Source organism: Pelotomaculum sp. FP (assembly GCF_004369245.1).
In the GTDB taxonomy this organism is placed as follows: Bacteria; Bacillota; Desulfotomaculia; order Desulfotomaculales; family Pelotomaculaceae; genus Pelotomaculum_C; species Pelotomaculum_C schinkii.
Genome location: NZ_QFGB01000010.1, coordinates 1 through 14,150 on the forward strand (window position 1 = coordinate 1; position 14,150 = coordinate 14,150).

Below are 14,150 nucleotides of genomic sequence, written 5' to 3' on the forward strand. Positions count from 1 at the left end.
CCCCCTTCGGCTTCCTCCAGACCCCACCGTTACCAGTGACGCCCTTGCCTACGGGTTGTCTTCCCGCTGGTTAGGTGACAGGGTTTCTTTCAACCCATCGGTGCGGCAGACATGCCGGGCAAACTAAGAAATGGCCGGTTAGAAGCCGGCCATCAAGTGTTTCTTTATATGTGGATTCTTGCGCATTAAGGTTGGTGTGAACTGGGATATAGCAACTTCCCGGTTGGGTTTTCCCGGCAGGTTTTCCATGCCCGTCCTGGCGGCTTCCAGGGGGCAATACCATTCATCCAGGTACAAGAGGCCTTTACCGTCCTTAATTCTATTAATGTCGACCCGGCTTGTTACCACCAGGAACACCCCCTTTTTGTTAATTGTTAAATTTATATTAAGATTTTGTTAATATTATATTATGGGTATGTTAATTTGACAATAACAAACAAGCTTTGTGCGTATCAAAATACCTTGCCCGGGGGCCGTGCAAAAAGGCTCCATTCGTATATAAATACAGGTCCCGGGAAACTCTATCACAAAATGACTGTCTTAAGGAGTGACCAAAGATGCCCGAACATCCTATTGAGGGTTTGATGAAAACGGCAATGGAGAGCATCAAGGAAATGGTCGATGTCAACACCGTGGTCGGTGACCCGGTCGAAACCCCTGACGGCTCTGTTATTATACCCGTCTCAAGGGTTGCCTGTGGTTTTGCTGCCGGTGGAGGTGAATTTGAAGTCGGGGGTGAGAATAAGGACGGGGGAGACGGTACCCCAACTCCCGGTTTTGGGGGAGGCAGCGGCGGCGGGGTTTCGGTGAAGCCGATTGGCTTCCTGGTCGTTGGCAACGGGCATGTGCGGATGCTGCCGGTAGACGGCAACACTGTGGCAGACAGGTTAATTGATATCGCTCCACAAGTTATTGACCAGATCCAAAACATTTTTAAGCCCGGAGAAATGCAGCCGCAAACTCAAGTCACTTACAAGACATCGACGCCTGCTTCTCCTATCTCTTAAGATTTTCCAAAAACACTATAATGATGAGCTGCCAAGGTGTCAGCAAAGGTCCAAGATCCTTCATGAAAGGGGCTTGGGCTTTTTTTACCCGGGCACTATACACATCGTTTTTTACTTACGCGGAATTGATAAAGGCTAGCCGGAGATAATAATCCAAAATAAGGCGAGGTGGCTAAACAATGCGGCCGTTATGGAAAGGAGCCGTGAGCTTCGGCCTGGTTTATGTGCCGGTCAAGCTCTATGCGGCAACAGAGCACAAGGACATCCGTTTCAATTACCTGCACCAAAAGTGCAAGACGCCCATACAGTACCGGCGCTACTGCCCTCACTGCCAGACGGAAGTGCCCATGGAGGAAATCGTGCGCGGGTATGAATATGAAAAAGGCAGCTATGTGATCATGGCGGATGAAGATTTTGAGGTTACCGGAGGTGACGGGGGCAGGAATATCAATATCATGGACTTCGTCAACCTTGCCGATATCGATCCCATCTACTTCGAAAAGGCTTACTATTTAGCTCCCGGGGAGGGCGGGGCGAAGGTATATGAACTGCTGAAAAGGGCTATGAGTGAAACCGGCAAGGTAGCGGTGGCCAGGGTTGTTATCCGCAACAGAGAGTCGCTGGCAGCCCTGCGGGTAAGCGGCAATACCCTGGTAATGAGTACAATGCATTATCCTGATGAGGTTAGGCAGGCTGCCGCCCTCCCTGAACTGAATTACCAGGTAAACCTGCACGAGAATGAAGTAAAAATGGCGGTCAGTCTCATTAACAGCCTCTCGGCCGAATTCCAGCCGGAAAAATACAATGACACTTACAGAGAGGGATTAATGGAGATCATACAGGCTAAAATTGCCGGGGAAGAAATTACGACTCCTGCCCGGCGTGAAACAGGAAAAGTAGTCGATCTGATGGAGGCGCTCAAAGCGAGTATCGACCTGGCTAAAGAAGAGCGGGTTACGGACAGGCAGGCCAAAAAGTCAAAAGGTATGAAAGAAACAAAGGTAAAAAAAGAAACCTCCCGGCGTAAAACATCATGAGAGGAACCATCAGGGATGGAAAAACACTGCCTCTCGTCCGTCCCATGCTGGCTGTAAGTTCCCCACCCTTTGACAGCGATAAGCACCTTTTTGAAATTAAGTGGGATGGTTATCGCAGCCTGGCTTACCTCGATGACCGAACCATAATACGCTCGCGAAACCTGGTCGATTTGACTGCGAAATTCCCGGAATTGAGCAGACTGCACCAGCGTGTAAAAAGACTGCCCGCGATCATTGACGGTGAAATAGTAATATTTGAAGCTGGAAGACCATCTTTTGCCGGTTTGCAGGCCAGGGGCAGGATGGGCGGTAATAAAAAGGCGGGCCGGGCCACGCTATTAACCCCGGCTGTTTTTATAGGTTTCGACGTCCTGTACACAGGTGGCGGCAGTGTGATGGAAAAAAGCCTGGAAGAGAGAAAGGACATCCTCCAAGACATGGTAGAGCAGTCGGATGAACTGGTTTTATCACGCTTTATTCATGCCGAAGGTCTGGCTTATTATAATGCTTGTGTTGGAGAAGGTTTGGAGGGTGTTATCGCTAAAAGGTTGGATAGCGTATATCTGCCGGGTCGTCGCTCTAATAGTTGGCAGAAATTCAAGAATACCAGGGAAGCAGATCTGGTCATATGCGGCTATCAGAAGGGCACTGGAGGCAGACTGCTCGGCTCGCTGCTCCTGGGAGGCTACCGGGATGGACGGTTGGTTTATCAGGGCAAAGTCGGAACAGGCTTTAGCGAACAGGAGGCTGCTCTCCTCCTGGATAAGCTGGTGAAGCTGGAGGTAGATGAAAGATTTCTGGTTATCCCCCCCAAAGAAATTAAACAAGCCAGGTGGGTAAAGCCAGTCCTGGTGTGCGCCGTCGGGTACCTTACCTTGACTAACGAAGGCTACCTTCGCCATCCTGTTTTTAAAGGGCTCCGCTCAGATAAGACACCAAATGAATGCGGAGTTGCGACTGAATAGTTCCATCCTATATGAAAAGCATTAACCAATAAAAATGCACACTGGGGAGTGATAATGGGAGATAAGAATATGCTCGAAAAGGCTAGACTTGCGGGCAGGGGGTTGTCCGAAAGCGTTCAGGAGCACCTGGATGCGTTCCTTAGCGCGTGCGTTGCATGCAGAAAAGCTCAAATAGCGCGTAGCGAACGGGTGGCAGTCTATAGACGCGGTGGATAGGAGGCCCTAGTTGCACAAATGTAGAATTGCGAAGAGAGCGGAGGACAACCCCCTGACCACTATCCCAGAGGCTTTTTGAGAACCAGTTAACAATGACCTCACTTTTTGGAGAAGCACTCTTTGTATTTCAAGGTGAAAACATAAAACGAAATGCATTAATTCTAATTGACAACAAAAAATAAGGGTATTCTGATTATTGGTTAAGGATAAGTCATGATACCATAAATGAAAATATTGGCAGTGATAGCATATTCTCTTAATTATGTCCAGCATTCAATAACTTTCCAAAGAATATTATAAAGGCTAGAATAATTGATAAACCTAAACTTAATAGAATAGTAATAAGGCTTCTGATAGCTGTTTTCCCATTGCTTACACCAAAGATTCCAATGACACCTAACAAAAACACAATTAATGTTATATATAAAATTAATATGAGAGGATGTATCCTCGTCCAAATTATTATCATCTCTTTAAGATATAATACAGAAGAGAATACAAAAAATAACAAAAAACACACCATGGAAAGAATGAATGACCAAAGGTTTATTTTTTTGATCATATGTATCCCCCCATTAACACTACTTTTCATTATCATACCATATATAAAACGGATAATTACAATTAAAAATATACTTACCTTCAAGAAACCAAAGAAAAACAGGGCAATCAAGATCCATACGCTTGTAGAGGTCGCAGGACGAATTTAAATCGGTAAAAGTCAAAGTCAGAGTAGAAATGTAAATGAGGTGTGTTTTGATGAAAGAATCCTATGTGACAGTTAACGGTTACGAGGTCAAACTAACCAACCTTGATAAACTGATATGGCCTGAAGGGCTGGCCAAGGCCCATTTGGTCAAATATTATTCCGATATAGCACCATACATCCTGCCCCATCTCTACAACCGTCCGGTGGTTATGAAGCGATACCCGGATGGCATTGAAGGTGAGCAGTTCTACCAAAAAGATTGTCCAGATTACGCTCCAACCTGGATAAAAAGACACCCAGTAGAACATTCCGAAAAGGTTGTAAACTATATTGTATGTAATGATGTGCAAACGTTGGTTTGGTTAGCAAATAGTGGATGTATCGAAATGCATCCCTGGCTTTCCCGTATAGAAAATGTTGAATGTCCGGATATTGCTGTTATAGATCTTGACCCGGCGGCAGGAAGCACCTTTAGGGATGTTTTAACAATTGCCCTATTGGTTAAAGAAGCCCTGGCTCAGTTTAACTTGCAATCTTACCCCAAAACCTCCGGGGCTACCGGCCTGCATATTTTTGTTCCTATAAAACCGGTATACTCGTATAAAACTGTCACTAAAGCTATGCAGTACGTGGCTGAGCTTATTGTCAACATTAATCCCGGAATGGCGACTGTGGAACGAAAGGTTGCTCAAAGGCAGGGAAAAGTCTACCTGGATTATCTACAAAACGGCCGCGGCAAAACTATGGCTTTCCAGTATAGCCTGCGGCCATTACCAGGCGCCCCGGTTTCTACCCCCCTATATTGGGATGAAATTGAAGCATTGAACATTGAGCCGGGGGCTTTTTCAATACATAATATTTTTTCAAGAATCAAAGAGATAGGGGATATTTACCACGGAGTATTAACAAATAAGCAAACCCTTGATGCGTTACTGAAGTTAATATAAACCATGATCATTTAAAAACGGTTAAACATAGCGGCTGGTAACGAAAAAAAGAATTTTGTTGCAGAGCTTTTAGAAAAAGTGTATCCTGACAGGGTACTCACAAAGATGAATGCAGGCTAAGCAGGCAGAAAATTTTCCCAGAGGGCAGGAACATATCACTCTAACCCCGAAAAGAATTGGATTAAGAGAACAGTCTTAAGGGGAGACACTTTTTTGGATGATAGATTATACTGGTTAGGGTGGCAGTATTTGATGCCCGGCGCGGGGAAAAGATTGTGGTCGCTGGTCGAGCGCTTTGGTTCACCCCGGGCGGCTTGGGAGGCAGGCATTAAAGAACTATCCGCCGTTCCGGGTTTGGGAGAAGATCGGGCAAACGGACTGGCCGAACGCAGGTCAAAGCTTAACCCTCAAGAAGAGGCAGAAAAACTAGACTCCATGGGTATAAGCTATGTATGCCACAGCGACCCTGATTATCCAGAAAATCTGTCGGCAATATATGACCCTCCTCCAGTACTATTCTACAAAGGCCGGCTTCAAGCCGCGGATACACTCTCTGTAGCAATCGTTGGCGCTAGAAAGCCCTCGCCTTACGGTCTGGTGGTGGCAGAGAAGCTGGCCAAAGACCTGACTGCCTTGGGGCTTACGATCATAAGCGGGATGGCCAGGGGCATTGACTCTGCAGCGCACCGGGGGGCTCTGGCAAGTTGCGGCAGGACCATAGCTGTACTGGGTTGCGGCCCGGATGTGGTCTATCCCAGGGAAAACAAAGAGCTTATGGACGGGATTATGAATAATGGAGCTGTTGTCAGTGAGTTTCCACCCGGGACCCAACCCGAAGCCTGGCGCTTTCCGGTGCGCAATCGCATTATCAGCGGCCTGTCACAGGCAACCCTGGTGGTCGAAGCGGCAGAGAGGAGCGGCGCATTGATTACTGCAGACTTTGCCCTCGAACAGGGACGCGATGTTATGGCTGTACCCGGCAATGTAGTAAACCCGTTAAGCAGGGGTCCGCACCGGCTGATTAAACAAGGCGCCAGACTTATAGAAGGAGCCGGTGATGTGCTGGATGAACTGGGTATGGAAAAACTTTTCCCCGCTCAAGCAAGTGGCGCAGATCGTAAAATGAAAATGAGCTATGAGGAAGAAACACTGTACGGCCTGCTGTCCTTGGATCCGGTCTCTCTGGATGAACTTATTATAAGGGCCGGGCTTCTGCCGCAAAAGGTGATGGCCGCGTTAATGTACCTGGAAATCAAGGGTTTGACCCGGCAGCTTCCAGGTAAGTTTTATATCCGGACAGGCCGTGATTTGTTCTAAACTGTTTTTTGAGGGGATAAATTATAAAAAATATCGAAATAATTAATGGCAATAATAACCGTGCAATAAACGAGGTGTGCACTTTTGTCTAAAATACTCGTGATTGTGGAATCTCCGGCCAAAGCGAAAACCATTAGCAAGTTTCTGGGGAAAAAATATTTTGTCAAAGCTTCTATGGGCCATGTCCGAGACTTGCCGAAGAGCCAGTTCGGAGTTGATGTTAAAAACGGGTTCAGCCCAAAATATATCACTATCAGAGGCAAAGGCGAAACAATTAAAGATTTGAAAACAGCTGTAAAAAAAGCCGACCAGGTGCTGATTGCTTCAGACCCTGACCGGGAAGGCGAGGCTATCGCCTGGCATATACAAAAACTTTTGGAAATGGGCGGAGGGGAGCCGTGCCGGATTGAGTTTAACGAGATAACCAAGCCGGCCGTACAAAAAGCTGTGAACCAGCCCCGGCTGATTGATTATAACCGGGTTAACGCCCAGCAGGCACGGCGTATCCTTGACCGCCTGGTCGGTTATAACCTGAGTCCGTTACTTTGGCGTAAGGTAAAGAAAGGCTTGAGCGCCGGCCGCGTTCAATCGGTGGCGGTACGCCTGATTTGCGACCGTGAAGAGGAAATCGCTGCTTTCGAGCCTGAAGAATACTGGACGCTCACAGGCCTTTTTGCCAAAACCGGCTACAGCCCCTTTGAGGGAAAGCTCTTTAAATACCAGGACAAAAAAATAGAGATCAAATCCAGCGCCGAAATGCAGGAGGTCTTGGACAGGCTAAAAGGCGCTCACTACATTGTGGGCAAAATTACACGCAAAGAAAAATTACGCAGGCCGGCCCCGCCTTTTATTACCAGTACCCTGCAGCAAGAGGCCTACCGCAAGTTAAATTACACCGCACGTAAAACTATGATTATAGCCCAACAGCTTTATGAAGGGCTTGACCTCGGCAAAGAGGGGACGACCGGCCTGATTACCTATATACGGACTGATTCGGTGCGTGTATCTGAGGTAGCCAGGGAGGAAGCCCACGGCTATATCAAGGAGCGTTTTGGGGTCCAGTATATTGGCAAAGAAACCCTCAACTCAGCGGCCAAAGGCAAAATCCAGGATGCGCACGAAGCTATCCGGCCTACCTCGATTCACCATGAACCGGAACAAATAAAAGCATACCTGACCACTGACCAGTATAAGCTTTACAAGTTAATCTGGTCACGTTATCTGGCGAGCCTTATGAGCCCTGCCGTCTTTGACACCACCGGTGTGGATATTGCAGCCGGGGAATATGTTTTCCGTGCTTCCGGTTCAATCATCAAATTCGCCGGGTTTATGAAGGTCTATATTGAGAGCAGGGATGACGGGGAAAGCGACGAAGAAAAACTTCTCCCGGAACTGGCGGAAGGCGAAGAAGTCGAAGCCAGGTCGCTGCAACAAAAACAGCATTTTACCCAACCACCGCCACGTTACACCGACGCCACCCTGGTAAAAACCCTGGAAGAAAAAGGGATAGGCAGGCCCAGCACCTATGCTCCCATAGTAGAAACAATAATTAAAAGGGGTTACATAGTAAGGGAAAACAAACAATTATACCCGACTGAACTGGGTTCAATCGTCATCGACCTTTTAAAAAAGCACTTCCGGGATATTATTGATGTTGAATTCACTGCCGGCATGGAAAAAAACCTGGACAGCATTGAAGAAGGGGACCTGGAATGGGTTAACGTTTTAGCGGCTTTTTACTGGCCTTTTATGGATACCTTGGAAAAGGCCGAAAAAGAAATAGGCCATGTACAGGTAACCGATGAAGTAACGGAAGAGATATGCGAGCTGTGCGGGCGGAACATGGTTAAGAAATTCGGGCGTTTCGGTAAATTTTTGGCCTGCCCCGGTTTTCCCGAATGCCGCAATACCAAGCCTTTGTTGGAACCCACCGGCGTGGAATGTCCCCGCTGTGGAGGAGAATTGGTAATCCGCCGTTCCAAAAAAGGCAGGAAGTTCTTCGGCTGCGACCAGTATCCGAAATGTGATTTTGTCACCTGGGATCAGCCTTCAAAGACTAAGTGTCCCTATTGCGGTGACCTGATGGTGGAGAAAAGAGCCGCCGGCAAGAATATAACACTGAAGTGTATAAATGAAAAGTGCAGTCAAGGACTGGAGCAAAAAGAAGTCAAGGCTACCAAGGAGGTCAAAGTTTCGAAGGAGAGCAAGGCTTCGAAAGAAACCAGGACTTCGAAGGATGTCAAGGCGCCAAAAGTGCGCAAGGCTTCAAAAGAAACAAAGGCCCGGAAAAAAACAACAGCTGGGCCGGAACAGCTGGGCGCCACAAATGTCGTTACCGAACAGTGATATTAAAAATATGATCACAGTAAATTTTAACTATCAATCTACTACAGTCAGGAGCACGTATGCAAGATAGAACTGTCACCATCATCGGGGCCGGCTTGGCAGGTTCGGAGGCGGCCTGGCAGGTAGCCCGGAAGGGGATTAAAGTCAAACTCTACGAAATGCGGCCGGACAAACAGACACCGGCCCACCGGGGCAGTTTATTTGCGGAATTGGTCTGCAGCAATTCGCTAAGGGCATCCAGCCTGGAGAATGCTGTCGGCCTCTTAAAAGAAGAGATGAGACGAATGGGTTCCCTCATTATGCATTGCGCCGACAAATTCAGGGTGCCGGCGGGGGGCGCCCTCGCCGTTGACAGGGAGCTGTTTTCCAGCTGTGTCACCGAGACGCTTTACCAACACCCCCTGATAGAAATTTGCCGTACCGAGGTAACCGCCATACCTGAGGACGATACGGTAATCCTGGCCACAGGGCCGCTGACCTCGGAAGCCATGGCTGAGAGCATCAGGCAGTTCAGCGGAGAGGAATACCTTTATTTCTATGACGCAGTGGCCCCAATTGTAAGCGGTGATTCAATAAATATGGATCAAGTATTTCGTTCCTCCAGGTACGGGAAGGGTGAGGCCGCCTATTTAAACTGCCCGATGGACGAGGAGCAATACCAAACTTTTTGGGATGCGCTGGTCAAGGCGGAAAAGGCTCCCCGCAAAGAGTTTGAGCAATCAACGCACTTTGAAGGATGTCTGCCTGTTGAGGTACTCGCCGCCCGTGGAAAAGATACTCTTCTTTACGGACCCTTAAAGCCGGTGGGCCTCATTGACCCCAAAACGGGCAAGCGGCCTTTTGCCGTGGTCCAGTTGCGGCAGGAGAACGCGGACGCTACCATGTACAACCTGGTTGGATTTCAGACCGGTTTAAAATGGAGCGAGCAAACGCGGGTATTCCGCCTCATACCAGGACTGGAAAAGGCTGAGTTTCTGCGGCTTGGAGTGATGCACAGAAATACCTATATCAATTCACCGGCGCTTTTAAATCCTACTTATGAGAGTAAAAAAAGGCCCGGGCTTTTCTTTGCCGGGCAGCTTACCGGAGTTGAGGGGTACGTGGAATCATCGGCCGCCGGGTTGGTCGCCGGGATTAATGCTGCGCGGAGGGCCGCGGGTAAAGAGACGCTGGCCTTTCCGGGAGATACCGGTCACGGTTCTCTTGCCCATTACATAACTTCCGCCGATCCGGCTCATTTTCAGCCGATGAATATTTCTTTTGGCCTTTTTCCACCCCTGGATCATAAAATCCGGGATAAAAAGGAGCGATACAGGTTAATCGCCCAAAGATCACTTGAATCACTTTCAGCATTTATTAATAACATTTACATATCATTGTAACAACAGGGTTGTCCCCCGCTATCGTGGCGCCAGGAAAGAACGAGACGAAACGGTTTTGGTGCGATTTCAATCGCATACGGCGCGGCAGCGCCGGACTTGTGTGGCCAATGCAACATTGTGCGAATGAATCCACACCTGCATTTTCAGGATAGCGAACGCGTCAATCCTGCCGGGAGTAGGTTTTCGAGTATGTACAGTCATTTTGATAACTTTTTAGTTTATCTGAAAGTGGAAAAGAACGCGTCCCCAAGGACTATAGAAAGCTACCAGAAGGACTTCTTCCAGGGGTTGGATTTTTTTGCTTCTTACTTGAAGAAAAAAGACCATGCTGTTGAACCAAAGGACCTCGACCACAGTATTTTCAGACTCTACCTGGGCCAGATGCAGGAACAAGGGCTGGCCAGGACCACCATGGCCAGGCGCCTTGCGGCATGGCGTTCCCTGTACCGTTACCTGAAGCGGGAGAATATCGTTGACGACAATCCCGCAGCCAGGGTCGCCAGCCCCAGACTTAAGAAAGGGTTGCCTTCTTTCTTATACGAGAATGAGATCGCCCACCTGATCGAGGCGCCTGATTTAACCCACCCGCTTGGTGTCAGGGACCGGGCGCTGCTGGAAACGCTTTATGCCGCCGGTCTAAGGATTCATGAACTGGTATCCCTTGACTTGGCCGACCTTGATCTTGGCTCCGGCTATGTGCGGGTAATGGGAAAAAGAGCAAAAGAGAGGCTGTCGCCCATCGGCATAGAGGCCGTTACAGCTTTGCGCAGGTACCTGGCCGGTTCACGCCAGAGGCTTTTGGCAAACGCTAAACCCGCCAAAAATAAGAGCCAAGCCAACCCTGCGTCAGCCAGCGCGGTAATGCCCGGGGCGCAAAAAATCAGCGGCGCGGTATTTCTTAACCGGTGGGGGGAGAGGCTCACGGAGCGGGGCGTGCGGAAAATCCTGAACAAATATGTGGAAGAGGTCAGCCTGGAAAGAAAGGTCAGCCCGCACACACTGAGACACTCTTTTGCCACACACCTGCTTAACGCGGGGGCTGACCTTCGCGCTGTACAGGAGCTGCTCGGACATACATGCCTTTCCAGCACCCAGGTCTATACCCATGTTACGGGCGAAAGGTTGAAAAAAGTATACCAGAGCGCCCACCCCAGGGCAAAAGAGTAAGTATAGAGCATACATGCTGCTAATAAAGCTGAAAGATGAAAAGGAGAAACCATATGTTTCATGCCACCACTATAGTCGCAGTGAAAAAAGATGGTAAAACTGCTGTTGCCGGCGACGGTCAGGTTACCTTTGGAGAAAACACAATCATCAAAAAAGGAGCCAAAAAAATCAGGCGACTCTATAAGGATAAGGTTATAGCCGGATTTGCCGGCTCAGTGGCCGACGCATTTACTCTTTTCGAAAAATTCGAAGGGAAACTTGAAGAGTTCCATGGCAACCTGCCGCGGGCTGCGGTTGAATTGGCCAAGGAGTGGCGGACGGATAAAGTGCTGCGCAAGCTTGAAGCTCTTCTGATTGTGGCCTCCAGTGAAGACCTCCTGATGATATCCGGAGGCGGTGAAGTCATCGAACCTGATGACGGGGTGGCGGCTATCGGCTCCGGCGGCCCTTACGCCCTGGCGGCGGCCCGTGCCTTGAACAGGCACACTGCTATGCCGGCCGGTGAGGTGGCCAGGCAAGCCCTGTCAATTGCTGCTGAAATCTGTGTTTACACCAATGACAATATAATTGTGGAAGAGGCCTAAAAAGATGTCCTAAATTTTTCATCTTGGAGGATTAGTACATGGAAGAATTAACACCACGGCGTATTGTTGAAGAACTTGATAAGTATATCGTCGGCCAGAAAAACGCCAAGAAGGCGGTAGCCATTGCTCTGCGCAACCGGTTTCGCCGCAAAAAACTGGCAGCTGATTTCAGGGATGAAGTGATCCCGAAAAATATCCTGATGATTGGACCAACTGGTGTAGGCAAGACAGAGATAGCCCGGCGCCTGGCCAAACTTGTCAAAGCTCCATTTGTGAAGGTTGAGGCTACCAAATTTACAGAAGTGGGGTATGTAGGCAGGGACGTCGAGAGTATGGTCCGTGATCTGGTTGAGACCTCCATTCGCATGGTCAAACAGGAGAAATTATCAACCGTCGAGGAGAGGGCTAAAAAACAGGCGGATGAAAAGATTATTGAACTGCTGGCTCCTTACCCGGTCCGGGAAACAACGTCACGCAATCCACTGGAAATGATTTTTGGAGCCCCCAAACCGGTTGAGCAAATAGATAAAGCACAGGAGTCCCGAATAAAGAGGATCGAATTTGAACGGGAAATATTAAAAGAGAAGCTGGAAAAAGGGGAACTGGAAAACGAAACTCTTGAGATCGAGGTTGAGGACAATAAACCTCCCATGCTGGAGGTATTTACAGGGTCCGGCATGGAAGAGATGGGCGTTAACCTGCAGGATATGCTGGGCGGGTTGATTCCCAAGAAAAAACGCACTCGCAAAGTAACTGTACGGGAAGCCCGCGTTATTTTGACTCAATTGGAGGCCCAGAAACTAATTGATATGGACGAGGTTACTTCAAAGGCAATCAAACGCGCAGAAGAAGACGGCATCATCTTCCTTGATGAGATCGATAAAATTGCCGGCCGTGAAGGTTATGGACCTGATGTTTCCAGAGGCGGGGTGCAGCGTGATATCCTTCCTATTGTCGAAGGTTGCACTGTTGTCACAAAATACGGCCCGGTCAAAACTGACCATATTCTATTTATCGCGGCAGGCGCCTTCCACACCACCAAGCCCTCCGACCTGATCCCGGAACTGCAGGGGCGTTTCCCGATACGTGTCGAATTAGAGAGCCTTACTCGTCCCGATTTTCAACAAATTTTGACAGAGCCAAGAAATGCAATAATCAAGCAATACACGGAGTTATTAGCCACTGAGGGGGTTATGGTTAAATTTTCGCAAGATTCTCTTGTAGAAATAGCTGATATAGCTTATACTGTTAATGAACAAACAGAAAACATAGGAGCAAGGCGGCTTTACACCATAATGGAGAAGCTTTTAGAAGATATTTCGTTTGAGGCCCCGGAGCTTTCCGGGAAGGATATTAACCTTGAACCTAAAGATATTGTCGAAAAACTGGGTGATCTGGTAAAAAATCAGGATTTAAGTCGTTATATTTTGTGACGTAGAAAGAGGGACAGAATGAGAGCGCTACTTGAAAGAACAAGGGCAATCAATAAGCTTCTGCAAAAATCAGCTGGAAATACTGATTTTAACGAAGTGGCAAGTGTTTTGAGCGACAACATTGAATCCAGCATCTACATTTTGGATCGAAACGGTAAAGTCGTTGGTTATGCCTATCTTAAGGGCTTGACCTGCGATATTATGAAAGACATCGTCGAAGGCAAGGGCGGTTTTCCGGAAGACTATAACGAATACTTGATGAGAATCAATGAAACTTACGCCAACTATTGCCAGACCGCCAACGCCTGTGTCTTTGCAGAAAAACGTTGTCTCTTCAATAATAAAATTACTACCACAGTGCCCATCATAGGCGCCGGATCCAGGCTGGGTACATTAATACTGGCAAAGTTTGACAAGCATTTTACGGATGAGGACATTATTTTGGCCGAATACGGCGCTACTGTTGTCGGAATGGAGATGTTGCGGGCCAGGACCGAAAGAATGGAAGAAGAGGCTCGCAAAAGAGCAGCAGTCCAAATTGCCCTTGGCACTCTATCGTATTCCGAAATGGATGCCGTACAGCATATTTTTGAGCAGTTGGAAGGGGAGGAGGGCCTCCTCGTTGCCAGTAAGATTGCTGACAGGGTGGGCATCACTCGCTCGGTGATTGTCAATGCGTTGCGCAAATTTGAAAGCGCCGGGGTCATTGAATCAAAATCACTGGGTATGAAGGGCACATATATACGCGTCCTGAACGAAAGGCTCCTGGAGGAGTTGAGTAAAATCAGACAGCATTAGATAGCGTCGATCCAATAGCATGATTTTGGATCTTACAACAAAAACATTCTTAAAAAGAGTAGATCCACAAAGGGATCTACTCTTTTTTCAAAAGAAAGAAGCTTGCGCCAGAAATACAACTATGGTAAAATACAACTTGGTGTAAATTACGCACGTTGTTGGATTTTTGCAGAGGTGCCCTTTGCGGATCTGCTTAAAGATGAAGACAGCGGAGGATGCAACCATGGGAAGGAGGTGTGATT

Annotated in this window: 12 protein-coding genes; 11 read left to right on the top strand and 1 reads right to left on the bottom strand. The window is 48.1% G+C overall.

All coding sequences use genetic code 11. The features are described from left to right. Positions 1 to 138: 138 nt before the first annotated feature. Complete coding sequence (locus Psfp_RS05685; RefSeq protein ID WP_134217587.1) at positions 139 to 348, bottom strand: hypothetical protein; 210 nt, start codon at positions 346 to 348, stop codon at positions 139 to 141. A 209-nt stretch (positions 349 to 557) separates the two neighbouring features. Between Psfp_RS05685 and ytfJ the strand changes: the two genes are divergently transcribed. The 11 genes from ytfJ to codY all read left to right on the top strand — a co-directional run bounded on the left by ytfJ (position 558) and on the right by codY (position 13,908). Next, the gene (gene ytfJ / locus Psfp_RS05690) at positions 558 to 1,007 is read left to right on the top strand and encodes a GerW family sporulation protein (protein WP_134217588.1); all 450 of its coding nucleotides are present in this window, start codon (positions 558 to 560) and stop codon (positions 1,005 to 1,007) included. Between the two features lie 179 nt (positions 1,008 to 1,186). Further along, positions 1,187 to 2,044, top strand: coding sequence for a Ku protein (locus Psfp_RS05695; protein WP_134217589.1), 858 nt, complete (start codon positions 1,187 to 1,189; stop codon positions 2,042 to 2,044). Continuing rightward, positions 2,041 to 3,009 (top strand): non-homologous end-joining DNA ligase, encoded by a 969-nt coding sequence (gene ligD / locus Psfp_RS05700; RefSeq protein ID WP_134217590.1) that lies wholly within the window; start codon positions 2,041 to 2,043, stop codon positions 3,007 to 3,009. Before Psfp_RS05695 ends, ligD (Psfp_RS05700) begins: the two co-directional genes overlap by 4 nt. 975 nt (positions 3,010 to 3,984) lie before the next feature. Next, positions 3,985 to 4,881 (top strand): non-homologous end-joining DNA ligase, encoded by an 897-nt coding sequence (ligD, locus tag Psfp_RS05705; protein WP_134217591.1) that lies wholly within the window; start codon positions 3,985 to 3,987, stop codon positions 4,879 to 4,881. A 213-nt stretch (positions 4,882 to 5,094) separates the two neighbouring features. Beyond that, a complete protein-coding gene (gene dprA / locus Psfp_RS05710; RefSeq protein ID WP_134217592.1) occupies positions 5,095 to 6,198 on the top strand; it encodes a DNA-processing protein DprA in 1,104 nt (367 codons plus the stop codon). Between the two features lie 84 nt (positions 6,199 to 6,282). Beyond that, positions 6,283 to 8,544, top strand: coding sequence for a type I DNA topoisomerase (topA, locus tag Psfp_RS05715; RefSeq protein ID WP_134217593.1), 2,262 nt, complete (start codon positions 6,283 to 6,285; stop codon positions 8,542 to 8,544). Between the two features lie 59 nt (positions 8,545 to 8,603). Next, the gene (trmFO, locus tag Psfp_RS05720) at positions 8,604 to 9,926 is read left to right on the top strand and encodes a methylenetetrahydrofolate--tRNA-(uracil(54)-C(5))-methyltransferase (FADH(2)-oxidizing) TrmFO (protein WP_134217594.1); all 1,323 of its coding nucleotides are present in this window, start codon (positions 8,604 to 8,606) and stop codon (positions 9,924 to 9,926) included. 189 nt (positions 9,927 to 10,115) lie between these two features. After that, positions 10,116 to 11,093: a tyrosine recombinase XerC gene (locus tag Psfp_RS05725; RefSeq protein WP_134217595.1), complete on the top strand. Its 978-nt coding sequence runs from the start codon at positions 10,116 to 10,118 to the stop codon at positions 11,091 to 11,093. 53 nt (positions 11,094 to 11,146) lie between these two features. Continuing rightward, complete coding sequence (gene hslV / locus Psfp_RS05730; RefSeq protein WP_134217596.1) at positions 11,147 to 11,677, top strand: ATP-dependent protease subunit HslV; 531 nt, start codon at positions 11,147 to 11,149, stop codon at positions 11,675 to 11,677. A gap of 38 nt (positions 11,678 to 11,715) precedes the next feature. Further along, positions 11,716 to 13,110 carry an ATP-dependent protease ATPase subunit HslU gene (gene hslU, locus Psfp_RS05735; RefSeq protein WP_134217597.1) on the top strand — a complete coding sequence of 465 codons (1,395 nt, stop codon included), beginning with the start codon at positions 11,716 to 11,718 and terminating at the stop codon, positions 13,108 to 13,110. A gap of 18 nt (positions 13,111 to 13,128) precedes the next feature. Beyond that, a complete protein-coding gene (gene codY, locus Psfp_RS05740; protein WP_134217598.1) occupies positions 13,129 to 13,908 on the top strand; it encodes a GTP-sensing pleiotropic transcriptional regulator CodY in 780 nt (259 codons plus the stop codon). The last annotated feature ends 242 nt before the right edge of the window (positions 13,909 to 14,150 follow it).

What these genes read in the sequence shown, in the direction of transcription:
- ytfJ (WP_134217588.1), top strand. Translation starts at nt 558, where the DNA reads ATGCCCGAACATCCTATTGAGGGTTTGATGAAAACGGCAATGGAGAGC.
- Psfp_RS05695 (WP_134217589.1), top strand. Translation starts at nt 1,187, where the DNA reads ATGCGGCCGTTATGGAAAGGAGCCGTGAGCTTCGGCCTGGTTTATGTG.
- ligD (WP_134217590.1), top strand. Translation starts at nt 2,041, where the DNA reads ATGAGAGGAACCATCAGGGATGGAAAAACACTGCCTCTCGTCCGTCCC.
- ligD (WP_134217591.1), top strand. Translation starts at nt 3,985, where the DNA reads ATGAAAGAATCCTATGTGACAGTTAACGGTTACGAGGTCAAACTAACC.
- trmFO (WP_134217594.1), top strand. Translation starts at nt 8,604, where the DNA reads ATGCAAGATAGAACTGTCACCATCATCGGGGCCGGCTTGGCAGGTTCG.
- Psfp_RS05725 (WP_134217595.1), top strand. Translation starts at nt 10,116, where the DNA reads ATGTACAGTCATTTTGATAACTTTTTAGTTTATCTGAAAGTGGAAAAG.
- hslV (WP_134217596.1), top strand. Translation starts at nt 11,147, where the DNA reads ATGTTTCATGCCACCACTATAGTCGCAGTGAAAAAAGATGGTAAAACT.
- hslU (WP_134217597.1), top strand. Translation starts at nt 11,716, where the DNA reads ATGGAAGAATTAACACCACGGCGTATTGTTGAAGAACTTGATAAGTAT.
- codY (WP_134217598.1), top strand. Translation starts at nt 13,129, where the DNA reads ATGAGAGCGCTACTTGAAAGAACAAGGGCAATCAATAAGCTTCTGCAA.